This window comes from Actinoplanes sp. HUAS TT8 (assembly GCF_051380535.1).
Classification (GTDB): domain Bacteria; phylum Actinomycetota; class Actinomycetes; order Mycobacteriales; family Micromonosporaceae; genus Actinoplanes.
In genome coordinates, this window is record NZ_CP195646.1 from 11,010,280 (window position 1) to 11,033,370 (window position 23,091).

Annotated in this window: 18 protein-coding genes; 7 read left to right on the forward strand and 11 right to left on the reverse strand. The window is 69.8% G+C overall.

Going from position 1 to position 23,091, the window contains the following annotated elements; all coding sequences use genetic code 11:
* Nucleotides 1-69: 69 nt before the first annotated feature.
* The 3 genes from ACSHV8_RS49225 to ACSHV8_RS49235 are packed head-to-tail and all read right to left on the reverse strand — an operon-like array spanning nt 70 to nt 2,711.
* Complete coding sequence (locus ACSHV8_RS49225; RefSeq protein WP_436527383.1) at nt 70-573, reverse strand: mycothiol transferase; 504 nt, start codon at nt 571-573, stop codon at nt 70-72.
* A 13-nt stretch (nt 574-586) separates the two neighbouring features.
* Nucleotides 587-1,354, reverse strand: a complete 768-nt coding sequence (locus ACSHV8_RS49230; protein WP_436527384.1) for a hypothetical protein — start codon at nt 1,352-1,354, stop codon at nt 587-589.
* 10 nt (nt 1,355-1,364) lie between these two features.
* The gene (locus ACSHV8_RS49235) at nt 1,365-2,711 is read right to left on the reverse strand and encodes an MFS transporter (RefSeq protein ID WP_436527385.1); all 1,347 of its coding nucleotides are present in this window, start codon (nt 2,709-2,711) and stop codon (nt 1,365-1,367) included.
* Between the two features lie 142 nt (nt 2,712-2,853).
* On the opposite strand from ACSHV8_RS49235, the gene ACSHV8_RS49240 reads away from it, so the two are divergent.
* Nucleotides 2,854-3,612: a Clp protease N-terminal domain-containing protein gene (locus ACSHV8_RS49240; protein ID WP_436527386.1), complete on the forward strand. Its 759-nt coding sequence runs from the start codon at nt 2,854-2,856 to the stop codon at nt 3,610-3,612.
* A 30-nt stretch (nt 3,613-3,642) separates the two neighbouring features.
* Here ACSHV8_RS49240 and ACSHV8_RS49245 read toward each other — a convergent pair whose 3' ends face one another.
* From ACSHV8_RS49245 to ACSHV8_RS49255, 3 genes are read right to left on the reverse strand one after another with little or no spacing between them, the layout of a single operon-like run.
* The gene (locus ACSHV8_RS49245; RefSeq protein ID WP_436527387.1) at nt 3,643-5,400 is read right to left on the reverse strand and encodes a prolyl oligopeptidase family serine peptidase; all 1,758 of its coding nucleotides are present in this window, start codon (nt 5,398-5,400) and stop codon (nt 3,643-3,645) included.
* Between the two features lie 10 nt (nt 5,401-5,410).
* Nucleotides 5,411-7,183: an N-acetylglutaminylglutamine amidotransferase gene (locus ACSHV8_RS49250; RefSeq protein WP_436527388.1), complete on the reverse strand. Its 1,773-nt coding sequence runs from the start codon at nt 7,181-7,183 to the stop codon at nt 5,411-5,413.
* A complete protein-coding gene (locus ACSHV8_RS49255) occupies nt 7,183-9,753 on the reverse strand; it encodes a glutamate--cysteine ligase (protein ID WP_436527389.1) in 2,571 nt (856 codons plus the stop codon). Before ACSHV8_RS49255 ends, ACSHV8_RS49250 begins: the two co-directional genes overlap by 1 nt.
* Before the next feature lie 177 nt (nt 9,754-9,930).
* On the opposite strand from ACSHV8_RS49255, the gene ACSHV8_RS49260 reads away from it, so the two are divergent.
* A complete protein-coding gene (locus tag ACSHV8_RS49260) occupies nt 9,931-11,001 on the forward strand; it encodes an NAD-dependent epimerase/dehydratase family protein (protein ID WP_436527390.1) in 1,071 nt (356 codons plus the stop codon).
* Nucleotides 11,002-11,232: 231 nt separating this feature from the next.
* Entirely contained in the window at nt 11,233-13,401 is a 2,169-nt protein-coding gene (locus tag ACSHV8_RS49265; protein ID WP_436527391.1) for a SulP family inorganic anion transporter, read from the forward strand.
* Between the two features lie 399 nt (nt 13,402-13,800).
* On the opposite strand, the gene ACSHV8_RS49270 is transcribed toward ACSHV8_RS49265, so the two are convergent.
* The 5 genes from ACSHV8_RS49270 to ACSHV8_RS49290 are packed head-to-tail and all read right to left on the reverse strand — an operon-like array spanning nt 13,801 to nt 18,175.
* Entirely contained in the window at nt 13,801-15,156 is a 1,356-nt protein-coding gene (locus ACSHV8_RS49270) for an amidohydrolase family protein (RefSeq protein WP_436527392.1), read from the reverse strand.
* A 5-nt stretch (nt 15,157-15,161) separates the two neighbouring features.
* Nucleotides 15,162-16,379, reverse strand: a complete 1,218-nt coding sequence (gene kynU / locus ACSHV8_RS49275) for a kynureninase (RefSeq protein WP_436527393.1) — start codon at nt 16,377-16,379, stop codon at nt 15,162-15,164.
* Nucleotides 16,376-17,227 carry a tryptophan 2,3-dioxygenase gene (locus tag ACSHV8_RS49280; protein WP_436527394.1) on the reverse strand — a complete coding sequence of 284 codons (852 nt, stop codon included), beginning with the start codon at nt 17,225-17,227 and terminating at the stop codon, nt 16,376-16,378. The genes kynU and ACSHV8_RS49280 overlap by 4 nt, the downstream gene beginning before the upstream one ends.
* A gap of 30 nt (nt 17,228-17,257) precedes the next feature.
* The gene (locus tag ACSHV8_RS49285; RefSeq protein WP_436527395.1) at nt 17,258-17,647 is read right to left on the reverse strand and encodes a YchJ family protein; all 390 of its coding nucleotides are present in this window, start codon (nt 17,645-17,647) and stop codon (nt 17,258-17,260) included.
* Between the two features lie 15 nt (nt 17,648-17,662).
* The gene (locus tag ACSHV8_RS49290) at nt 17,663-18,175 is read right to left on the reverse strand and encodes a methyl-accepting chemotaxis protein (RefSeq protein WP_436527396.1); all 513 of its coding nucleotides are present in this window, start codon (nt 18,173-18,175) and stop codon (nt 17,663-17,665) included.
* A gap of 330 nt (nt 18,176-18,505) precedes the next feature.
* Between ACSHV8_RS49290 and ACSHV8_RS49295 the strand changes: the two genes are divergently transcribed.
* From ACSHV8_RS49295 to ACSHV8_RS49310, 4 genes are all read left to right on the forward strand, one after another.
* Nucleotides 18,506-19,501: a LacI family DNA-binding transcriptional regulator gene (locus ACSHV8_RS49295; RefSeq protein ID WP_436527397.1), complete on the forward strand. Its 996-nt coding sequence runs from the start codon at nt 18,506-18,508 to the stop codon at nt 19,499-19,501.
* A gap of 294 nt (nt 19,502-19,795) precedes the next feature.
* Nucleotides 19,796-21,175, forward strand: coding sequence for an ABC transporter substrate-binding protein (locus tag ACSHV8_RS49300; RefSeq protein ID WP_436527398.1), 1,380 nt, complete (start codon nt 19,796-19,798; stop codon nt 21,173-21,175).
* 55 nt (nt 21,176-21,230) lie between these two features.
* A complete protein-coding gene (locus ACSHV8_RS49305; RefSeq protein ID WP_436527399.1) occupies nt 21,231-22,169 on the forward strand; it encodes a carbohydrate ABC transporter permease in 939 nt (312 codons plus the stop codon).
* A 14-nt stretch (nt 22,170-22,183) separates the two neighbouring features.
* Entirely contained in the window at nt 22,184-23,071 is an 888-nt protein-coding gene (locus tag ACSHV8_RS49310) for a carbohydrate ABC transporter permease (RefSeq protein ID WP_436527400.1), read from the forward strand.
* Nucleotides 23,072-23,091: the final 20 nt, after the last annotated feature.

The window sequence follows — 23,091 nt, forward strand, 5'->3', positions numbered from 1 at the left end:
CGCCCTCCAGCTCGGTGGCCAGGTCATGGTCGAGGTCGCCGCCTGGGGAGCAGGCCTTGGGAAGCAGGCCTAGGGGAGCAGGCCGCGGACGTAGGCGGCCTGGCCCGCGTGCTGGGCGCAGTCGTCGTAGACGCTGACCAGCCGGACGCCCATGGTCACCGGCGGATCCCAGCGGCGGTCGACGATCCGGTCCAGTTCCGCTTCGGTCAGGCCACGAACAAAATTCACGGTCCTTTCGTGTACGGCCCGGTAGTACTCGGTCAGCGCCGCCGCGCTCTCCGGCACGACCGCGGCGACGTCGGCTGCCGTGTGCGCGTAGCCGGTCTCGGACGGATCGGGCTTGAGGCCGAACCGGCCGGCCCAGTCGCCGCCGACGTAGATCTGTTCGCTGCCCATGAGTTCGGCGACGTGATGATCGTGCACCCGGGTGAGGTGCCAGATGAGCCAGCCGATCGAGTTGGCGCCCGGCTTCGGCGCCCAGTGGAGCTGCTCCGGGCTCAGGCCGCCGATGGCGGTGTCGATCAGGTCGGGCACCCGCCCGAATGCCTCTTCGAGTACGCCCTTCGCGTCCATTCTCGATCTCCTCCTACTTCTGCGACTGGTCGGTGGTGTCCGTGCCGGTGCCGGTGCCGGTGTCGGTGCCCTGATCGGTTTCGGTCCCGCCGCCGGTGTCGCCGGTGTCGGTGCCGCCGGTCGGCTGCGGGTCGGCCGGTGCCTCGGTGGTCGGCTGCTGGGTCGGCTCGGTCGTCGCCGCCGTCCCGGACTCGCCCGGGGTCGAGGTGGTGGTCGCGGTCGGGTCGGCCTTGGCCGGCGTGTCCGTCGTGGCCGACGGGGCCGGCGCCGGGGTCCGGTTGTCGGAGTGGTTGCCGGTCCAGTTGAACACGGTCGGCGCCCCGCCGTCCCGCCCGCTCGTCGCATCGGCCGCGGACCGGCCGGCCAGCAGCTCGGCCGCGGTGAGGGTGCCCATCGCGAGCACGAACAGCGCGCCGGCCACCGTCGCGACCCGCTTCCAGCGGATCGTCTTGAGCCCGGCCCCGGAGGAGGATCCCGAGTCGGTGACCTCGGTGTCCGGGGTGGCCGGGGAGGCCGGTGCGGCGGCCACCTCGGGTGTGCCGACCGCGGCCGGCGCGGTCACGAACGCGGCCTGCAGCTTCTTCGTGCCCCGGTCCAGATAGCGGTGGTACAGCTCGGTGCCGACCGAGCTGATCAGGCTGGCCACTGCCGCGCCGACGATCGTGCCGGCGACGCCGAGGAACGAGCCGACCACGGCGGCCGAGACCGCGGCCAGCGTGCCCGCGATGGTTTTGGGAATGTCGATACCGCCGATGTGGCGGGGTTGCGCGTCGTCAGTCATGGGCCCCCTCTCAGTCGCGCCAGCTCTGAGCCTTAACCCCACGGCCGATCGCCAAACCCCGGCGCTCGGCGATGACCACCCGCAGCGGGCGGATGACGATGCCTTCTTCCTCCTCCAGGCGGCGACGGGCCAGTTTCCGGCTGCGAAGGATGCCGGTCAGGCCGATCGCGGCGATCAGGAACTGGACCGACATGGCGACCCGGAAATCGGCGATGTGATAGTCGGCACTGCCGCCGGTGCGGGCGTCCAGGATCAGCCCGACGAGCTCGATGGTCAGCAGGGAGGCGACGAACCCGCCGACGTTGACGACGCCGGTCGCGGTGCCGAGGCGGTGCGGTGGATTGAACGTACGCGCGTAGTCGAAACCGATCATGGAACCGGGACCACCGGAGCCGAGCGCCACGACCAGCAGGATGAGGACGGGCAGCGGCGCCCGCCCGGGCCAGAGGATGACCAGGGCCCACGCGCCCAGGTTGATCCCGACGATGCCGAGCACGAGCAGCGACCGGCGTAGCGGATAGCGCTGCACGAGCGCGCCCAGCACCGGGCCGGTCACCATGCCGACCAGCACGAAGAGGGTGAGCAGGGTGCTCGCCGTGCCCCGGCTGACGCCCTCGCCGGCGATCAGGAACGGGACGCCCCACATCAGGGCGAAGACGGTGCCGGTGAACTGGGTGGTGAAGTGGGTCCAGAGGCCCAGCCGGTTGCCCGGGTGCTTCCAGGCGATCGCCACGTCCGTGCCGAGTTTGCGCAGGTTGATCGGGTCGCCGCTGGTCATCCGGCGTTCCGGGGTGTCGTGCAGGGCGGCCAGCGCGGCCAGGGCGACGAAGACCCCGGCGCCGCCGGCCGCGAGGAACGCGGTGGACCAGCCGGGCCCGGCCAGCAGGGCGGCCAGCGGCACGGCCGAGAGCACCTGCCCGAGCTGCCCGACGATGCCGGTGAGCTGGGTCAGCACCGGCACGCGGCGGGCCGGGAACCAGCGCGGGACCAGCCGCAGGACGCTGATGAAGGTCATCGCGTCGCCGGCGCCGACCAGGACGCGGGCGACGACCGCGCCGGTGATCCCGTCGGTGAACGCCATCAGGGTCTGCCCGGCGGCCATCACGAGCGCGCCCGAGACGACCAGCCGCAGTGATCCGAATCGGTCGAGCAGCAGCCCGACCGGGATCTGCAGGCCGGCGTAGACGAGCAGTTGCAGCACGGCGAAGCTGGCCAGCGCGCTCGCGCCGACGTCGAAACGGTGCTGCGCGTCGAGCCCGGCGACGCCGAGCGAGGTGCGGTTGAGAACGGCGATGACGTACGCGGCGAGGCCGGCGGCCCACACCGCCCAGGCCCGGGCTCCGGGTCGCAGGGACATGTGGCGCCTTCCACTCGTTTGTGTCTCCAAGCCTTCTCCGCAGCTCCGCGCGTTGCAACGTGCGTTTGCCCACTGAGCCCGTTGCAAGTAACCCCAATGGGGGTATAGCGTTGTAACCCCAAGCCTGACGGAGGTGTGCGCGATGCCGAAGATCAATGTGTATCTGCCGGACGAGCTGGCCGAGGCGGTCCGCGAGACCGGGCTGCCGGTCTCGGCGATCTGCCAGCGGGCGCTGGAGCAGGCGGTCCGCCGGGTCACCGCGATCCGGGAGACCTCGCTGGCCGAGCTCTCCGGCGCCGACCTGGAGGAGCGGTTCCCGCTGATGACCGGCCGCAGCCGTACGGTGCTCGGCCTGGCCGTCGAGCGCGCCGCCCGCGGTTCCCGGGCCTCGGTCGGCAGCGGCGACCTGCTCGGCGCGATGATCGAGGAGGGGACGAATCTGGCCATGCACGTGCTCCAGGCCCTGGAGATCGAGCCGGCCCGGCTCGCCCGTGACCTGGAGCATGCGACCGGCGAGGAGCCGGCCGGCCCGGGCGCCGGCGTGCACTTCAGCGTCCCGGCGGCCGGCGCGCTGGAGCTGGCCGTGGGCGAGGCGGTCGGCCTCGGGCACAACTACGTTGGCTGCGAGCACCTGCTGCTCGGGCTGGCCGCCGAGCCGGACGGGGTGGCCGGTCAGGTCCTGCGCGCGGCCGGCGCCGAGCCCCGCCTCACCCGCCGCGCGGTCGCCTCGGCCCTGGCCGGCTACCGCCACCTGCAGGCCAACACGGCCGCCGCCTCGGGCTACTCCGACCTGCGGAACGCGGGCAACGCCGACCCGGCCCAGCTGTTGGCCACCGCTCTGCAGCCGCTGCTGGCCCGGATCGAGCGCCTGGAGCAGCGCCTGGCCCCGGGCGGCGAGTGAGGCGCCGCAAAAGCCGCAAAAGCCGCAACTCTAGCGCAGGTGGGTCACCAGCCAGGAGACCGTCTCGCGCAGGAACTCGGCCCGCGACGACCGGTGCAGCAGATCGTGCCCCTCGCCGGGGAACAGCAGGTACCGGTGTGGGGCGCCCCGCGCGGCCAGCGCGGCCGCCACCTGCGCGGCCTCGATCACCGGCACGTTGCTGTCGTTCTCCCCGTGCACGATCAGCAGCGGCGCCCGCAGCCGGTCGATCCGGTGGATCGGTGACAGCTCCCGCAGCAGCTCGGCGTCGGCCACCGGGTCGCCGTACTTGCTGATCGCCGCCGCCGCGATCCACGGCTCGGTGTGCTCGTAGAAGGTCGCGAAGTCCGACATCCCGCAGATGTCGACGCCGACGTCGAACAGTTCCGGGAAGGCGCAGAGCGCGGCCAGGGTGAGGTAGCCGCCGTAGGAGCGGCCCATCACCCCGACCGGCCCGGCGATCCCGGAGTCCCGCAGGTAGCCGACGCACGACCGGACGTCCTCGATGGCGTCGTGGCGCAGCGGCCCGTTGTCGGCGTTCACGAACGTGTGCCCGAAGCCGGACGAGCCGCGGACGTTGGGGGCGAACACGGCGATGCCCCGCTCCACCAGCGACTGGAAGAGCGGACCGTGCCCGGGGCGTTCCTGCGCCTCGGGGCCGCCGTGCAGCCAGATCACCGCCGGGTGCGGCCCGTCGCCGGCCGGCGTGAACAGCCACCCGGTCAGCGGGAGCCCGTCGTGCGCGCTGAACTTCTCCAGCGTCGGGCGTACGGTGCCGCCGGCGGCGGGCTCGGCCGAGATCGCGCGCACGGCCGACCCGTCCCGGTCGCAGGCCCAGACGCCCTGCGGCTGCCCGGGGCCCTCGGCCGTGAAGGCCAGCGTGGAGCCGTCGAAGCTCCAGGTGAGCCCGGCGGCCACGGTTCCGGGCAGCGGCACGGTCCGGCTCTCGACCGGCGAGTTGTGGTCGAGGTCGAACAGTTCCAGGACGGACTCGCCGCCGCGGACGTTCCAGAGCACGGCCGCGGTGCGCCCGTCGGCGGTCACGGCGAACGACTCGACCTCGGCCGACTCCCCGGCCATCACCTCGGACGTGTCGCCGGTGATCCGGATCAGGGCCGGGAACTCGCCGGTCTCGTCGCGGGCGTAGACACAGCCGCCACCCGGGCTGAAGATTGCGTGCTCACCGCGGGTGACCTGCTCCTCCGTACCGGAAACCAGGTCTTTGAGAAAGATCTGGCGAGCACCGCGCGGACCGTGGCGCAGCAACGCGAACCGGCCGGCCGGGTCGACGTCGCAGAGCGAGATGAGGTCCCCGGAGGCGACGACGGTCCTGGTCCCGGCGACGACGTCGATCAGGACGGCGGCGGTCAGGTTCTCGGTCAGTGCGAGCACCGGGCGCCCGGGAAGCCACCGCATGTTCTCCGCGGTGTCGGCGCCGAACCCGGCCACCTGATGCGGGTCCGAGCCGTCCGGCCGGACCAGCCACACCTCGTGCCGGGGCGCCCCGCCCGGGGTGATCTGGCAGGCCAGCCAGCCGCCCCCGGACGACCAGGCCACCGCCGTGACCGGTTCCGGGAAGGCGACCTGGAAGGCCAGCTCGCTGCCGACCGGTTGCACCCATACCGCTGGGGTCCCGCTGCGATCGGAGACGTAGGCGGCGTGCCGGCCGTCCGGCGACAGCGCCGCCGACCAGTTCCCGGCGATCTCGGCGGCCGGGTGCAGAAAGACCGGCAGCACGGTCACGTCGACGCGGTGGAGCTGACCCTCCAAGACGTACCTCCTAAAGCTTTTTGTCCTGCAACCACATCTCCAGCAGCGCCAGCTGCCACAGCTGGTTCGCGCCGAGGGTGGTCCGCGGTGTGTTCGGATCGGCGAGCAGCGCGTCGACGTACTCCGGCCGGAACAGCCCGCGATGACGGGCGGCCGGCGCGTGCAGGGCGTCGCGCACCCTCGACAGCATCTCGCCCTCCAGATGCCGGATCCCGGGAACCGGGAAGTAGCCCTTGGTCCGGTCGATCACCTCGTCCGGGACCAGGCCACGGGCCGCGTCCTTGAGCACCCCCTTGCCGTCCGAGGCCAGCTTCAACTCCGGTGGGCAGGCCGCGGCCAGCTCGACCAGCTCGTGATCGAGGAAGGGTACGCGCGCTTCCAGTCCCCACGCCATAGTCATGTTGTCGACCCGTTTGACCGGATCGTCGACGAGCATCACCTGCGAGTCGATCCGCAGGGCGGCATCGACCGAGGTCTCGGCGCCGGGGCGTCCGAAACTGTCCGCCACGAACTCGCGCCCGTGGTCCCGGTCGAGGAACCAGGCCGGGTTGAGCTGCCGGGCCAGGTCGCCGTGCGGCCGATCGAAGAATTCTTTCGCGTACGCGTCGACGGCCTGTTCCCGAGGCACCCCGGCCAGCGGCGGATACCAGCTGTAACCGGCGAAGATCTCGTCCGCGCCCTGCCCGGACTGCACGACCGTGACCTGCTTGGCCACGTCCTCGCTGAGCAGGTGGAAGGCGATGCAGTCGTGGCTGACCATCGGCTCGCTCATCGCCGCCACGGTCCGGTCGACCGCCGGCAGGAAGCGGTCCTGTCCGATCCTGATCTGGTGGTGCTCGGTGCCGAACTGCTTGGCGATCAGATCCGAATAGGCGAACTCGTCACCGCTCTCCCCGCCGGCCGCCTCGAATCCGATGCTGAACGTGGTCAGCCCGTGCTGGCCCTGCCCGGCCAGCAGCGCCACGATCAGGCTGGAGTCCAGGCCACCGGAGAGCAGCACGCCCACCGGCACGTCGGCGACCATCCGCCGGCGGACGGCGAGATCCAGTTTCTCCCGCACGGCTGCGGCCCAATCACCCTGGGCGATCGATGGCGTACGGCGGAAATCGGCTTCCCAGTAGCAGCGGTCGGTGACCGAGCCGTCGGCCTTGACCACCCGTACCGTCGCCGGGGGAAGTTTCCGGATCCCGGAGAGGATGGTCCGCGGCGCCGGCACCACCGAGTGGAACGTCATGTAGTGCTGCAGGGCGATCTTGTCGATCGTCGTGTCCACCCCGCCGGCCGCGAGCAGCGCCGGCAGCGTCGACGCGAAGCGCACCCCGCCGGGCGTCTCGGCCAGGTACAGCGGCTTGATCCCGAGCCGATCCCGGGCCAGCATGACCGTCCCGCTCTCGTGCTCGGCGATCGCGAAGGCGAACATCCCGAGGAAGTGGGTGACGCAGTCGGCACCCCACCGGTGGTACGCCTTGAGGATCACCTCGGTGTCCGAGGTCGAGAAGAACCGGTAGCCCAGCCCCTGAAGCTCCTCGCGCAGCTCCCGATAGTTGTAGATGCACCCGTTGAAGACCACGGTCAGCCCGAGCTCGTCGTCGATCATCGGCTGCGCGCCGTTCTCGCTCAGGTCGATGATCTTCAGGCGCCGGTGACCGAGAACGATCCGCCCGTGCTCCCAGATGCCGGAACCGTCCGGCCCGCGGGACTCCATGGTGGGCAACATCCGGCGGACCGCTTCGACGTCCGCGGCCCGCTCCCCGTACCGGATATCTCCGGCTATGCCACACATCATTCGCCTCCCAGAAGCCAGGTGTCCTTGGACCCGCCGCCGCGCGACGAGTTGACGATCATGGAGCCGGCCGGGGCCACCCGGGTCAGCGCGGCCGGCGCGACGACCGGCTGCCCGGCGCCGGAGATGACGAAGGCCCGCAGGTCCACGTGCCGGGGCGCCAGCTGGTGGCCGTCGAAGACCGGGTGGGTGGAGAGCCGGACCAGTTCCTGCGCGACCCAGCGGTGCGGGGCGGTGTGGATCTGCCGGCGCAGCGCGTCCAACTCCTCGGCCGAGGCGTGCGGGCCGATCACGATCCGGTCCCCGCCGTAGCCGTCGACCGGCTTGCAGACCAGCTCGTCGAGCCGGGCCAGCACCTCGGCCCGCTGCTCGGCCAGCCCGCACAGGTAGGTCGGCACGTCGGCCAGCAGCGGTTTCTCGCCCAGATAGAACTCGATCATCTTGGGCACGTAGGCGTAGACGGCCTTGTCGTCGCCGATCCCGTTGCCCAGCGCGTTGGCCAGCGTGATCGTCCGCGCGTGCAGGGCGGCGACCAGACTCGGGCCCAGCGGCATCCCGTCCGCGCCGGGGGAGTGGACCAGGCTGTCCTCGCCCATCCGCAGGTAGATCACGTCCACCGGGTAGCGCTTGCCGTCGCGCAGCCGCTGCACCCGGCCGTCCTCGACGAACAGTTCCGTGCTGCGCACCACCGGCACGCCCATCGCCTCGGCCAGCATCCGATGCTCGAACCAGGCCGAGTCGTCCGGGCCCTGACTGAGCACCACCAGCGCCGGATCGTCACAGGTGGCGGCGGCCAGCAGTGCCTCCTTGAGGAGACGCGGGGTGTCCTCGACCGGGATCAGGTTCTCCGGGCGGGGCAGCTCGGGCAGGATGCTCTCGGTCAGGCGTCGATTCTGCATCGCGTACGCGATCCCGGACGGCACCCGCAGGTTGTCCTCCAGCACGCACCACTTGCCGTCGGAGTCCCGGACCAGGTCGACCCCGGCCACCTGGGCCCGGATCGCGGTATCGGACACGAGCGCGCCACTGGCCCGCAGCTCGGGCGAACCGTCGATGACCCACTCCGGGATGACGCCGTCGGCGACGATCTGCCGCCCGTCGTAGACGTCGGTCAGGAACGCGTTGAGCGCCCGGGCCCGCTGGATCAGGCCACCCTGCAGCGCGGTCCAGTCGTCGGCCGGGACGACCCGGGGGACCAGGTCGAACGGGAACAGCCGGGTGGCCGCCTCGCCGGCCACGCTGAACGTGACACCGTTGGCCCGCTGCTCCTCGTCCCGGGCGTCCTCGCGGTGCCGCAGGCCGGTCGAGCCGAGCGCGGTCAGCACCGGCACGAGGGCCGTGTAGTCGGGCGCGACCGTCTCCACCGGGAACGCCTCGTCACCCTCCACCCCGTACGGGCTGAGCCGGGTCGGCGCCACCGGGGTGTGCACCGCGGTGCCGCCCCGTGTCTCGGACACCAGCAGGTCCACCACGTCGGCGATCCGGCCGCGCCGGGCCAGTGCCCGCCGTTGCCGCGACGCCGAACTGCCCGCGCTCAGCGCCCGCGCCGACAGGTCGACGACCTGCTCCCAGTCGCCGAGCGCCTCCAGATGCGGCCGCAACTCGCCGATCAGGTGCTCGACGGCGAGCGCGGCCGGGACCGGCACCGGCGAGCGGGGCAGGTCGAGCAGGTCGCCCTCCAGGCCGGAACGCGCGGCCCGCCACATCGCGGCCCGGTGCAGCGGAGGCCGGGCGACCGGCAGCGGCACCCCGGCCCGATGCTCCTGCTGGGCCCGCCGGACCAGCGCCCGGAACAGGCCGGCCAGCAGCACCACGGTGTCCACGTCCGGGCAGGCGTCGGTGACGCGCAGCTCGACGGTGGGCACGTGCGCGGACGGGCGCACGTCGAAGTAGACCATCTTCGGATCGCTGATCGTGCCGGACGCGATCAGGTCGTTGACCAGCATGTCGAACTCCTCGGCGGAGTTCAGCCGGCCGCTGTCGCCGGCCGTCGGCCAGCGCGTCCAGACCAGGGAGCGGGCACTGGCGTACCCGGAGTCCTCGCCCATCCAGAACGGCGAGCTGGCCGAGAGCGCCAGCAGCACCGGCAGCGACGGCGCGACCCGCTGGACCACCGAGACCGCCTCGTCCCGGTCGGGCACCCCGACGTGCACCTGGGCGCCGCAGATCAGCTGCTCGCGGACGAGCATCTGGTACTCGTGCAGCATCCGCCGGTACCGCGTGGTCGGGGTGACCGGCAGCGCGTCCAGGTCGACCAGCGGCACCGTACCGGCCGCGACCAGGCCCAGCCCGAGCGATTCGGCGACCCCGACGGCCGTACGGCGGCGGGCCTCGATGCCCTCGCGCAGGCCGTCCAGGGTGCTGCTGACCGGGGTGTTCGTCTCCACCACGGATCGGTGCAGCTCGGCCGAGAAGTGTTCGGGGTCGAGCCGGCTGAGGATCTCGGGCGCGCGGGGCACCAGCTCCCGGGTGGCCAGATCGACCACATGGAGTTCTTCCTCCGCACCGAGCGTGAGCGAACCGAGATCGTCGGGCAGGGGGGATTCCAGCGCCGGAAGGGACTCCGTCATGGTGACCGCCTTTGTCTAGAGTCCGGTCTAGCGTTTACACCTCATGTGGCAGATGTGTGACGTGCCCATTTCCCGCACTCGCCAAGCATCGTGATCGCTGTCGCCCGGACCGGTGGACGGTGAGGTTCGTCGCTACCGGTAACCTCGGGCGTCGGCACCACTCCAGCGGAGGTCTTGATGGGCAGCGTCGTCGTCATCACCGGCTCGGCCGGTCTGATCGGATCCGAGTCGGTCCGCCACTTCGCCGCCCTCGGCATGGACGTGGTCGGCGTCGACAACGACATGCGCGGCTATTTCTTCGGCGCGGACGGCTCCACCAAGTGGAACCTGGACCGCCTGACCAAGGACATCGGCGCGAAGTACACGCACTACTCGCTGGACATCCGCGACCGTGAGGGTCTGGGCCGGCTCTTCGCCGAGTACGGGAAGAACATCGGCCTGGTCGTCCACGCCGCCGCCCAGCCCAGCCACGACTGGGCCGCCCGCGAGCCGTTCACCGACTTCGACGTGAACGCGGTCGGCACGCTCAACATGCTCGAAGCGGCCCGCCGGCACGCGATCGACGCGCCCTTCATCTTCACCTCGACCAACAAGGTGTACGGCGACACGCCGAACTCGTTGCCGCTGGTCGAGAAGGAGACGCGCTGGGAACTGCCCGAGGACCACAAGTGGTTCGGTGGCATCGACGAGACGATGACGATCGACAACAGCATGCACTCGGTCTTCGGCGCCAGCAAGGTCGCCGCCGACGTCATGGTCCAGGAGTACGGGCGGTATTTCGACATGCCGACCGCCGTGTTCCGGGGTGGCACGCTGACCGGCCCGGGTCACTCGGCGGCCGAGCTGCACGGCTTCCTGGCGTACGTGATGCGCTGCGTCATGGAGGGCCGGCTCTACAAGATCTACGGCTACAAGGGGAAGATGGTCCGCGACGCCATCCACTCGCACGACCTGGTCTCCGCGTTCGAGGCGTTCCAGCGGGCGCCGCGGGTCGCCGAGATCTACAACATGGGCGGCGGCCGGTTCTCCAACTGCAGCCACATCGAGGCGTTCAAGATCGCCGAGGAGATCACCGGTCTCGAGGCGCGGACGGAATACGTCGACGAGAGCCGGATGGGCGACCACCAGTGGTGGATCAGCAGCACCGCCCGCTTCGAGGAGCACTACCCGGAGTGGAAGCTGACCTACGACGTCCCGGCGATCCTGCGCGAGATGTACGAGGCGAACCAGGACGTCTGGAAGGCCTGACCGTAGGAGGGCCGTAACAAGCCGGCGGGGCTGCCCGGGGACTTTCCCGGATTCCGCTGCGAAAAGGGCCGCGAGGCCCTTTTCTTATTTCCGGAGCATCTTTTCCGCGGTAGCGCACACGGTGTGCGACTTTCTCTCACTGGCTGAGAATGTGTCGGCAATTCGCTGTGGTTTACCTGGAAGTGCGCGTCTGCTAATCCCTGGTTAATGATTTTTAGGTATTTTTACCTAATGTCCGACTTGACGCAGTTGTTGCGCCGGGACTTGCCGGCGTCCATCGTCGTGTTCCTGATCGCCATCCCGTTGTCGCTCGGTATCGCCGCGGCATCCGGGGCCCCGCTGCTGGCGGGGTTGGTCGCCGGAGTTGTCGGCGGCATCGTCGCGGGCGCCCTAGGCGGCGCCCCCTTGCAGGTCAGCGGCCCGGCCGCCGGTCTGACCGTGATCGTGGCGGGAGCCGTGGCGGACTTCGGGTTCGCCGGCACCGCGGCAATCGTGGCCGTCGCCGGAATCGTCCAGATCCTGCTCGGCGTGTCCCGCCTGGGACGCGCCGCCCTCGCCCTCTCACCCGCCGTCGTCCACGGCATGCTGGCCGGCATCGGCCTGGTCATCGCCCTGAGCCAGACCCACGTGCTGCTCGGCGGGGCACCACACAGCAACGCCTGGGACAACCTCCGGCAGCTGCCCGCCCAGATCGCCGACCACCACGGCCTGGCCGCCCTGCTCGGTCTGCTCACCGTGGCGATACTCGTGCTCTGGCCCCGGGTCGTGAAGATCTCCGTGCTGCCGGCCGCCCTGGTCGCCGTCGTCGGCGTCACCACCCTGGCCGCGGTGACCGGCGCCGACGTGGTCCGGGTCAACCTGCCCGAGGAGCCCCTGGCCGAGCTGATCACCCCGGTCTGGCCGGACGCCCCGATCCACAAGATCACCGTCGCGGTGCTCACCATCGCGCTCGTCGCCAGCGTCGAATCGCTGCTCTCGGCCGTCGCCGTCGACCGGATGCACGACGGCCCGCGCGCGCGACTCAACAAGGAACTGGTCGCCCAGGGCGCCGCCAACACCGTCTCCGGACTGCTCGGCGGCCTGCCCGTGACCGGCGTCATCGTCCGCAGCTCGACCAACGTGGCGGCCGGCGCCAAAACCCGCGCCTCGGCGATCCTGCACGGCGTCTGGATCGCGGTGTTCGTGCTGCTCTGCGCGTCACTGCTGGAAATGATCCCGATGGCCGTACTCGCCGCGGTACTGATCGTAGTCGGGGTGAAGCTGATCAACCTGGCGCAGATCCGCACCTACGCTCGGCACGGAGAACTACCCACGTACGTCGTCACCGCCCTTGGTGTTGTCTTTGTCGACCTCCTCACGGGCGTGGCGCTCGGCATGGCCACCGCGTCCGTGCTCATCCTGTGGCGACTGACCCGCTGCGAGATCCACACCGTCGAACGCGGCCCCGGCGAGTGGCTGATAACGATCAGCGGCACGCTCGCCTTCATCGAATCGGCCCGCCTCACCCGCGAATTCGGCGCCGTCCCGCCCGGCGGCCACGTCGACGTCGAACTGCACCTCGACTACCTCGACCACGGCGCCTTCGAGACGATCAAAACCTGGGAAGACGCATACGTACGGGCGGGCGGCCGCGTCCGCATCCACGAAGTCCACGACTCGTGGTTCCACCGCGCCACCTCCGGGCGGCTCGGCGGCGGCAAGAGCACACCCCGCCTGCTCGGCTCCTGGTCCCGCTGGCAGGGCATCAACGAACAGCGCCGCGGCGCCATGGCCGCCGGCATCGCCGAATTCGAACGCAACGTGGCCCCCATGGTGCGGCCCCACCTGGCCGCCCTGGCCCGCGACGGCCAACGCCCCGAACAACTCTTCATCACCTGCGCCGACTCCCGACTCGTACCGAATCTGATCACCGGCAGCGGCCCCGGCGACCTGTTCTGCGTCCGCAACGTCGGCAACCTGGTCCCGGCCCACCACACGGCCGGCGCCCAGCGCCCACCCGGCGAATCCGGACCACCCGAAGTCGGCGACGCGTCCGTCGGAGCAGCCGTCGAATACGCGGTCGACGTACTCGGCGTCACCACGATCACCATCTGCGGACACTCCGGATGCGGGGCCGTCCGGGCCCTGATGTCCGGAGCGGGAACACCCGGAACCTCCCTCGGAGACTGGCTCAGCCTGTCCGGCGTCCACTTCACCGAACCCGACGATGAAGAACGGTGCTGCGTGGACAATGTGGTTCAACAGATGGCCAACCTGCGGACCTATCCGGTGGTGCAGGCGGCCGAAGCGGCCGGGAATCTGCGGCTGACCGGAATGTATTTTGATATCGCGCAAGCCCGGATGTATGAGGTGGACCCGATTCTTGGGGGGCATCGGCCGGTGCATACCAAGGCTGCTTGAGCTGGGTTCGGTAATCGGCGTCCGCCCCGGAATGGTTCGGGGCGGGCGCCGATGCGGTTTGCCGGGGTCGTGATGCCATGTTCGCGCACGTCGGCGCTGGTCATCTCCACGCCCCGCCCCAAGATGGACCCCGCCCGCCCCAAGACGGACCCCGCCCTCCTCAGGGGGCTGACCTCCACCGACCATTATCCCGGAAAAGCGCAAGATCCCGCAGGCGGCCTGTGGATAACCCGCCATTGTGGATAACTAAATTGATCACTGGAATGGGCATACGATGGGCGCCTCGGCCGGCTCCGCATTTCCGGGAGCAATTCGCAGAGCCGGGCGAGGTGCCGGCCGGGTCGAACGGATCCGGCCGGCGGGCGGTCAAAGGGAACGGGGGTGTCTACCGTGTGGGCGTCAGAGCGGACGGGGGTGGGTTGAGTCGTCCACCACGCGGGCGGTGGCCAGGACATCGGCGAACGCGTCGGGGGACAGGTCGAGGCCGCTCGGGATCCAGGTGATCGCGGGGCTGTCGGTTTCGGTCATGGAGAGGAGGATCTCGTCCGGGGTCAGCCCGGCTGCGCGTAGTGCGCGGAGCTCACGCGGGTTCACGCCGAGCGGCAGCGGGCCGTTGCCGAGGTCGGTGCCGTAGCGGACGGTTCCGCCGTGCTCGACGAAACGCCTCAGGTTGTCGATGGCGATCTCCTGGGCCGGGTCCGGAGTGCCGTAGCCGTGGATGTCCAAGGTGCTGATCCAGGTCATCCGGGTGGCGCAGGCGCGGATCAGGTTGTCCGGGAGCGGCTCGGTCCACGGGGTGTGAGCGAGCATGTCTGCGCCGGCTTCGAAGGCTGAGGCCACCGTGCCCGGGCCTTCGGCGTGCACGACCACCTGAAGTGCGGAGGCGTGCGCGGCGTCGACCAGGGCGCGCAAGGTGGGCTGGGGGAGCATCGGTCCGCCGGCGTGGGCGGTCACCTTGATCAGGGTGGCGCCGGCCGACCAGAGCTCGGCCACCGCGGCGCCGGCGTCGGCGGGGGAGGTGATCTCGCGCCAGCTTCCGGTGGGGGCCCAGGCGCGGTCGCTCGGGTAGCCGCCGGGAGCGATCAGGAACGGCCCGGCATACCGGATCCGCGGCAGCTTCGGCGGCTCGGCACCGGTCGGCGTGGTGACGGTCGGCTCGCCGCCGGTCGGCGTGGTGCCGGTCGATGTGGTGCCGGTCCGCGTGGTGGCGGTCGATGTCGTGCCGGTCCGCATGGTGACGGCCGGCGAGCTGCCGGTCAGCGCCGGGTCGACTGATGCGGCCCGGGCGGCCAGCTGCCGGAGGACGGCGGGGACGCCGCCGAGGTCCCAGACTCCGGCGACACCACCGGCGCGGACGGTGGGCAGGTCGACCAGGGCCGAGTGGACGTGGGCGTCGACCAGCCCCGGCAGCAGCGTCCCGGGAAAGCGGCGGACCCCGTCGGCCGGGGCGAGTTCGGCCGGGACGGGCTTGGCCAGGCCGTCCGGGCCGATGCGGAGGGCCGCGCCCTTGCGGAGGCGGCCGCCCCACCAGATCGAGTCGGCGGCCAGCCAGGCGATGCGGGGTGGCTCCGGCGCCCGGGTGACCGTGGGGCGGGGCTCGCCGGGGCGCGGCGTTCGGGCCGTACGGGAAAAGCAGGCCTCGCCGCCGCAGCCCGCGCCGCCACAGGGGCTGGTGGTGGGGGCGCAGGACGGGTCGGCGGCGGATGGAGCGGCTGAGGATGTGGGGGCCGCGGGGGAGAGGGGAGAGTCCGGCATGCCGGTCACCGGTGCTTCTCGGCCAGGTCGCGGAGGACCGACAGGCCCTGGTGGACCTCGGTGAAGCTGGTGCTCAACGGGGCCGGGCCGATGCGGAGGCCGTCCGGGCGGCGGTAGTCGGGGATGACCCCGGCGGACCACAGCGGTTCCAGCAGCTGTTCGAAGCCGGGGCGGCGCAGCGTCACGTGGCCGCCGCGGCGGGACGGGTCGCGGGGGCTGACGACTTCGACGCCGAGTGGGGTCAGCCATTCGTCGGCCAGGTCCAGCACGTACTCGGTGAGCTGCAGCGACTTCTCGCGGACGGCGTCGATGCCGGCGGCGGCGAGCACGTCCAGGTTGGCGTGCATCGGGACCATCGCGAGGATCGGTGGTGTGCCGCTGAGCAGGGCGCGGATGCCGGGGGCGGGTTCGTACCCGGGGCCCATCTCGAACGACGCCCGGTGGCCCATCCAGCCTTGGATCGGCTGGCGCACCGAGGACTGCAGCGAGCTGTTCAGGTAGGCGAACGCGGGCGCGCCCGGCCCGCCGTTGAGGTACTTGTACGAGCAGCCGACCGCGATGTCCACGCCCCACTCGTCGAGCCGGATCGGCACCGAGCCGGCCGAGTGGCACAGGTCCCACAGGGTCAGAGCGCCGGCCTCGTGGGCGATGCGGTTGATCTCCGGGATGTCGGCCAGCCAGCCGGAGCGGTAGGCGACGTGCGAGAACAGGACCAGGGCGGTGTCCTCGTCGACCGCGTCGAGGACCTGTTCGGGGTGGATACCGGTGGTGGGGTCGGTGTCGATCCAGTGCAGGTGCAGGCCGCGTTCGGCGGCGATGCCTTCCAGCACGTACCGGTCGGTGGGGAAGTTGTCGGTGTCCAGGATGACCTTGCGGCGGCCGGGCCGGGCGTCGACCGCGGCCCGGGCCAGCTTGTACAGCAGCACCGTGGTCGAGTCGGCGACCACGGTCTGGCCGGGTGCGGCGCCGAGCGCGATCTCCCCGAGGCGGTCACCGAGGGTGAGCGGCCATTCCAGCCATCCGTCGGTCCAGCCCTGGATGAGGCGTCCGGCCCACTGGTCGCGGACGAACTCGTCCATCAGGGTGGCGGTGGCCGCGAGGGGGCGGCCGAGCGAGTTCCCGTCGAGGTAGGAGACGACCGACGGCGCCGGCAGGAACCGGGCCCGGTAGGACGCCAGCGGGTCGGCGGCGTCCAGGGCCTCGGCGCGGGCGAGCAGGCTCAACGCGGGACTCCGATCTCGGTGCGTACGGCGTACAACTCGGGGAAGAATGTCAGATCGAGAGCCGCTTTCAGGAACGAGACCCCGCTGGAGCCCCCGCTCCCGCGCTTGAAACCGATCGTGCGTTCGACCGTCTTGAGGTGCCGGAAACGCCAGAGCTGGAAGTTCTCCTCCAGGTCGACGAGCTCTTCGCAGGCCTCGTAGGCCTCCCAGTTCTGCTCGGCCTTCTCGTAGATGGTCTGGAAGACCGGGACGAGGTCCTCGGCGAACGACCACGCCTCGGTGATGTCCCGCTCCAGGATCGGCGCCGGGATCGGGTGCCCGTGGCGGGCCAGGTAGCGCAGGAACTCGTCGTACACGCTGGGCGTGCCGAGCAGGTCCTCCAGCAGGGCCCGGGCGGCCGGCTGGTCGTCGAAGATGGCCAGCATGTGCCGGTCCTTGTTGCCGAGCAGGAACTCGACCGCCCGGTACTGGTAGGACTGGAAGCCGGACGACGTGCCGAGGAAGCTGCGGAACTGCGCGTACTCGGTCGGGGTGAGGGTGGCCAGCACCGACCACTGTTCGGTCAGTGTGCGCTGGATGTGCTTGACCCGGGCCAGCCCCTTGAGCGCCGGTTTCAGCTCGTCCTTGCCGAGATGGGCCAGCACCGCGCGCAGCTCGTGGATGATCAGTTTCAGCCACAGCTCGGACGTCTGGTGCTGGAGGATGAAGAGCAGCTCGTCGTGGTGCTCGGGGACGCTGACGGGGTGCTGGGCGTTCAGGATCTCGTCGAGGTGCAGGTACTCCCCGTACGAGAGATTGACTTTGAAGTCACGGACGATCCCGTCCTCGATCGGCCTCGTTGCCGACATGTGATCACCTACCTCGTTTGGACCAGGAGATCACATCGGGCCGTGGTAGACCCATCGGGCGTTGTGCCGGACGAATCTGCTCGTCTCGTCCAGCACCCCGGGGGTGCCGTCGTCCCGGAAATGGGCCCGGAACGTCACGGTCCCCTCGGCGTCGAACAGGGTGCCGCCGGTGCTCTCCAGCACCTCCAGGCGTACCCAGCGCAGGCCGGGATCACTCTCGAGCGTCGCCGGGCGCGTGTCCGGATGCCAGGTGTCGAGAACATAATCGGTCAGATCAAGGGCGAACGCGCTGAAGCGCGATCGCATCAGAGCTTGCGGGTTCTCCGCCGGCTTGCCGTCATGCAGGGGTCCACAACATTGCGCGTACGTCGGTGAACCGCACGGGCACGCTCTCGCGCGGGGAGCTCGCTTGCCAGCCATGCCGGACAGTCTTCCTCAGCCGGCCTGTTGCTCCACGACGATCCCGCTGATCACCTTCTGGCAGCGGTCCAACTCCTCGATCAGTCCCTGCATCTCCTCGATGGCGTCGACCGCGTTCTGAGTGTCGTTGCGGATCCCGCCGACCTGGGTGCCGATCTCGCTGGTGGCCGTGGCGGTCTCGTTGGCCAGGTCCTTGACCTCGCTCGCGACCACGGCGAAGCCGCGGCCGGCCTCGCCCGCCCGGGCCGCCTCGATGGTGGCGTTCAACGCCAGCAGGTTCGTCTGCTTGGCGATCGTGGCGATCAGCTGGACCACTTTGCCGATCTCGGTGCTGCTCGCCTCGAGTCGCTGGATCACCTGTACGGCGGTCTCCGCCGCCCGGACCGCGGCCTGGGTGGCGGTGGCCATGTCGTTGCTGACGTTGGCCAACCGGTGCACCGAGTCGCGTTGCCGGTCCTGAGCCGACCAGTCCTCCTGGCCGCCGCCGCTGCCGGACGACCAGTTGTTGTTCTGATCCCAGTCGGTCATGTCGTAGTGATCCCTTTCTTACCGGTAGCTCACAACATCCCACCCGGCGCACCCGTCGCGTAGCGTTTTCCCTGATCTGGTGGGGCGTCGGGACGGGCCGGTCCCGGCCGGGCGCCGTTATGGAAGCGTGAGGTAAGCCCGGTCAGTACGAAGCGCGACGACTGAACCGGGTAAGTTCGGGAGCGGCGGTCACCAGGCGTGAAACATCGCCGAAACCTGGGCGCACAACAGTTAAGACTCCTGCAAGGATCAGTAAGCACTGTCATCGATTTCAAAAGATGGTGCAAACCATGGTTCAGTTTTTGCAAGGACTTGACGTAGGATTCCGTCGTGACCAAACGTCTTGCCGAGGTGGCAAAGAAGGCCGGGGTCAGTGAGGCGACCGTCAGCCGGGTCCTCAACGGGCGCGACGGCGTCTCCGAGGCCACCCGGGCGTCGGTCCTCACCGCCCTCGATGTGCTGGGCTATGAGCGGCCCACCAAGCTGCGCGGCGAGCGAGCCCGGCTGGTCGGCCTGGTGCTGCCCGAGCTGCAGAACCCGATCTTCCCGGCGCTGGCCGAGGTGGTGACCGCCTCGCTGGCCCAGCGCGGTTTCACCCCGGCCCTGTGCGCCCGGACCATCGGCGGCGTCCCCGAGTCGGACTATGTCGAGATGCTGCTCGACCACCAGGTCTCCGGCGTCATCTTCGCCGGCGGGTCGTACGCGCTGGCCGACGCCTCGCACGAGCACTATCGCCGGCTGACCGACCGTGGCCTGCCGGTCGTGCTGGTCAACGCGGGCGTCGACGAGCTGGGTTTCCCCCGGGTGTCGACCGACGACGCGGTCGCCGTCGAGCAGGCGTACGGGCATCTGAAGTCCCTCGGTCACGAGCGGATCGGCATGGTGCTCGGCCCGGAGGGGCACATCCCGTCCCGCCGCAAGATGGCCGCGATGATCCAGGTCGCCGGCTGGGGTGACGACGCCTGGGTGGAGCGCTCCAGCTTCTCCATGGAGGGCGCCCGGGTCTCGGCGACCAAGCTGATCGAGCGCGGCGCGACCGGCATCATCTGCGCCAGCGACGTGCTCGCCCTGGGGGCGATAAGGGCCGCCCGCCGGCTCGGCCGCTCGGTGCCGGCCGACGTCTCGGTGGTCGGCTTCGATGATTCCGCGTTCATGACCTGCACCGATCCGCCGTTGACGACGGTCCGGCAGCCGATCGAGACGATGGGCCAGTCGGCCGTCGACATCCTGGTCAGCCAGATCGAGGAGGCCGGCGTGCTGCACGACGAGCTGCTCTTCGAGCCGGAGCTGGTGGTCCGGGGTTCGACCGGACCCGCACCCCGGTAAGCGCTGCAAAAACCGAACGGCCGAGTACCGCACTTTGCGGTACCCGGCCGTTTTTTCGTGTCCGCAGGTCGGTCGAAACCTGACATCCCTACCTGAATCAGCAAACGGTCAACATCTGCCACCTCATTGTCGTGTCTTTTCAGCGCACGATCGAAACCTTGCGGAAATGAGTCTGCCTCGCTACGGTGACTCCACTCACAGAGCTGACCACGGCGAGTGCCGATGGGCGGCTGTGACACCCCGAAGCAGATCAATGAACGTCCTGGATAGAACCGTTCCCGAAGGGATGGACAGATGTCCGCACCGCAGTACCGGAGGGTCGCGGCGTTCGCGCTGGCGGCCGGCCTGGGACTTGGCCTGGCGGCGTGCTCCACGAAGAGCAACGACGACAACACCAGCGCAGACGGCAAGGTCACCATCACGGTCGACTGCATGCCGGTCGGCACCGAGAAGGACCTGCTGGCCAACTGGAACGCGGACGTCGCCGCGTTCCAGAAGGACAACCCCGACATCACGATCAAGAGCGTGAGCGTCGGCACCCAGTGCAACAACCCGCCGGACTTCACCGCCCGGCTGGCCGGTGGCACCACCACGGACGTCTTCTACGGCTACATGACCGACCTGCAGCAGGTGCTGGACTCGGGCCAGGCCATGGACATCACGTCCTACGTCAACAAGGACACCATTCCCACCTGGGACGACGTCGACCCGGCGCTGAAGACCGTCTTCACCGACGGCGGCAAGGTCTACGGCGTGCCGGTGAAGAACTACTCGATGGGCCTGGTCTACAACAAGGTCCTGTTCCAGAAGGCCGGTCTCGACCCGGCCAACCCGCCGAAGACCTGGGCCGACGTGCGCACCGCGGCCAAGAAGATCGCGCAGGCCGACCCGAGCGTCGCCGGTTACGCCGACTACAGCGCCGGCAACACCGGTGGCTGGCACTTCACCGCCGAGATCTACTCGCAGGGCGGTCAGATCCTGAGCGAGGACGGCAAGAAGGCCGACTTCAACAACGCCCAGGGCAAGCAGGTCCTGCAGAACCTCAAGGACATGCGGTACGGCGACAACTCGATGGGCAGCCGCCAGCTGCTCCAGTGGGGCGACCTGCTGACCAACGCCGCGGCCGGCAAGGTCGGCATGTTCGTCGGCGCGCCCGACGCCACCCAGGCGATCGTCTCCCAGTTCAAGGGCAAGTACGAGGACTGGGCCGTGGCCCCGCTGCCCGGCCAGGACGGTCTGGGCAAGGCCACCCTCGGTGGCGGTGAGGGCTACTTCTTCAAGAAGGGCCTGACCGACGCGCAGGTCAAGGCCGGCCTGAAGTGGGTCGCCTACGAGAAGCTGACCGTCGGCAAGGGCCAGTTCGACTACCCGCGGGCCAAGCCGCAGAACTACCCGGTCGGTGTGCCGCAGCCGCTGCTGTTCACCAAGGACAGTGCGACCGCCAAGGCCGAGTACGACCTGCGCAAGGCGAACGCGAACGTCGACCCGGCGATCTACTCGCAGTTCGAGAACCAGCAGCTGCCGATCAAGGGTGAGCCGCGCAACGCGCAGGCCATCTACGCGGTGCTCGACTCGACGATGTCGGGGGTCCTGACCGACCCCAACGCCAACGTCGACGCGCTGCTCAAGACCGCTGAGGAGAAGGTCAACCAGCTGCTGGCCGCCGGTAGCTGATCCGAGCGGGACGGGGGCCCCGGCCCCCGTCCCCGTCTATCCCAGGAGTCTTCCCTTGGCGATCATCACCGCCACCCGACCGGTGGGCCGCAGCGCGGCGGAGGCGCCGGCCCGGGCCCGCCGCGGGCGCAAGATCCGCGACAACATCACCGGGTACGCGTTCCTGGCCGGGGCCATCCTCTGCTTCGCCGTCTTCACGTGGTACCCGATGATCCGCGGGATCATCATGAGCTTCCAGAAGACCCGGCGCGGCGTGACCACCTGGGTCGGCTGGGACAACTACACCCGGATCTTCGCCGACCCGAGCTTCTGGCCGGCCTGGAAGAACACCGTCTACTTCACCGTCCTGGCCCTGATCGTCGGGTACGCGGTGCCGTTCTTCGTGGCGATCCTGCTCAACGAGTTGCGCCACGCCAAGGGCTACCTGCGCATCCTGGTCTACCTGCCGGTGATGCTGCCCCCGGCCTCCGCGCTCTTCCTGTTCAAGTTCTACGCGTACGACCCGAGCGACGCCGGCCTGTTCAACGCGATCCTCAAGTTCCTGCACCTGCCCACCTCGCAGTGGATGCAGTCGCCGAGCGCGACGATGCCGGCCATGGTCCTGGCCTCGACCTGGATGAACATGGGCAGCGCGGTGCTGATCTACCTGGCCTCGCTGCAGAACATCCCCGGCGAGCTGTACGAGGCGGCCGAGCTGGACGGCGCCGGGCTCTGGCGGCGGATCTGGAACGTGACGATCCCGCAGACCAAGCTGATCCTCGGCCTGCTCGCGATGATGCAGATCGTCGCCACCATGCAGGTCTTCGTCGAGCCGCTGATCCTGGCCAACGGGGCCGGCACGCAGGACTCGGCGACCACCGTGGCGTACCTGATCTACCAGCACGGCTTCTTCCAGAACGATCTCAACGGCGCCGCGGCGCTCGGGGTGATCATGCTCGGGGCACTGGCCGTCTTCTCCGCCGTTTACCTGCGCCTGACCACCAAGAACGACTGAGGACGGACGGATCGATGGCACAAGACTCCGGCTCCCGCACGCTGATCTCGGCGGCCCAGCTGCAGCGCGGCAAGGGCAAGTACATCTACTGGACGCTGCTGGCGCTCGTCGTCCTCGGCTTCACCCTGGTCTTCATCGGCCCGCTGTACTGGATGGTCACCGGCGCGCTGAAGACCGGCCAGGAGGTCGCGCAGACCCCGCCGACGCTGTGGCCGAAGCACCCGAACTTCAGCAACTACGTCAGCGCGTGGAACAACCTGAACCTGTCCAAGCTGCTGTTCAACACGTTCTACTACGCGGCCGGCGCGGTGCTGTTCCAGCTGGTCCTGGACACGGCCGCGGCGTACGCGTTCTCCAAGCTGCGCCCGGCCCTGGGCAACGTGATCCTCGGCGCGATGCTGGCCACCCTGATGATCCCGACCATCGTCCTGGTCGTCCCGCAGTACGTGACCGTGATCGACCTGCCGGTCCTGCACATCAACATGCTCGACTCGCCGTTCGCGATCTGGCTGCCGCTGGTCACCAACGCGTTCAACATCTTCCTGTTGAAACGGTTCTTCGACTCGATCCCGGACGAGCTGATGGCGGCCGCGCAGGTCGACGGCGCGGGTCCGCTGCGCACGCTCTGGTCGATCATCCTGCCGATGTCCCGGCCGATCCTCGGCGTCGTGTCGATCTTCGCGGTCACGTACGTCTGGAAGGATTTCCTCTGGCCGAAGCTGGTCATGCCGTCACCGGAGACGCGCACGGTCAGTGTCGGCATCTACGCCTTCTCCGGCGGCTCGTCGCAGAACGAGATCATCGCGGCCTCGGTCATCGCGGCCATCCCGACCGTGATCATCTTCCTGATCTTCCAGCGGAACATCATGTCCGGCCTGACCGCAGGCAGCGTCAAGGGCTGACCGGGAGGCGCCGAGCGCCC

What these genes read in the sequence shown, in the direction of transcription:
- ACSHV8_RS49225 (WP_436527383.1), bottom strand. Translation starts at nt 573, where the DNA reads ATGGACGCGAAGGGCGTACTCGAAGAGGCATTCGGGCGGGTGCCCGAC.
- ACSHV8_RS49230 (WP_436527384.1), bottom strand. Translation starts at nt 1,354, where the DNA reads ATGACTGACGACGCGCAACCCCGCCACATCGGCGGTATCGACATTCCC.
- ACSHV8_RS49235 (WP_436527385.1), bottom strand. Translation starts at nt 2,711, where the DNA reads ATGTCCCTGCGACCCGGAGCCCGGGCCTGGGCGGTGTGGGCCGCCGGC.
- ACSHV8_RS49240 (WP_436527386.1), top strand. Translation starts at nt 2,854, where the DNA reads ATGCCGAAGATCAATGTGTATCTGCCGGACGAGCTGGCCGAGGCGGTC.
- ACSHV8_RS49250 (WP_436527388.1), bottom strand. Translation starts at nt 7,183, where the DNA reads ATGTGTGGCATAGCCGGAGATATCCGGTACGGGGAGCGGGCCGCGGAC.
- ACSHV8_RS49255 (WP_436527389.1), bottom strand. Translation starts at nt 9,753, where the DNA reads ATGACGGAGTCCCTTCCGGCGCTGGAATCCCCCCTGCCCGACGATCTC.
- ACSHV8_RS49260 (WP_436527390.1), top strand. Translation starts at nt 9,931, where the DNA reads ATGGGCAGCGTCGTCGTCATCACCGGCTCGGCCGGTCTGATCGGATCC.
- ACSHV8_RS49265 (WP_436527391.1), top strand. Translation starts at nt 11,233, where the DNA reads ATGTCCGACTTGACGCAGTTGTTGCGCCGGGACTTGCCGGCGTCCATC.
- ACSHV8_RS49270 (WP_436527392.1), bottom strand. Translation starts at nt 15,156, where the DNA reads ATGCCGGACTCTCCCCTCTCCCCCGCGGCCCCCACATCCTCAGCCGCT.
- ACSHV8_RS49280 (WP_436527394.1), bottom strand. Translation starts at nt 17,227, where the DNA reads ATGTCGGCAACGAGGCCGATCGAGGACGGGATCGTCCGTGACTTCAAA.
- ACSHV8_RS49285 (WP_436527395.1), bottom strand. Translation starts at nt 17,647, where the DNA reads ATGGCTGGCAAGCGAGCTCCCCGCGCGAGAGCGTGCCCGTGCGGTTCA.
- ACSHV8_RS49290 (WP_436527396.1), bottom strand. Translation starts at nt 18,175, where the DNA reads ATGACCGACTGGGATCAGAACAACAACTGGTCGTCCGGCAGCGGCGGC.
- ACSHV8_RS49300 (WP_436527398.1), top strand. Translation starts at nt 19,796, where the DNA reads ATGTCCGCACCGCAGTACCGGAGGGTCGCGGCGTTCGCGCTGGCGGCC.
- ACSHV8_RS49310 (WP_436527400.1), top strand. Translation starts at nt 22,184, where the DNA reads ATGGCACAAGACTCCGGCTCCCGCACGCTGATCTCGGCGGCCCAGCTG.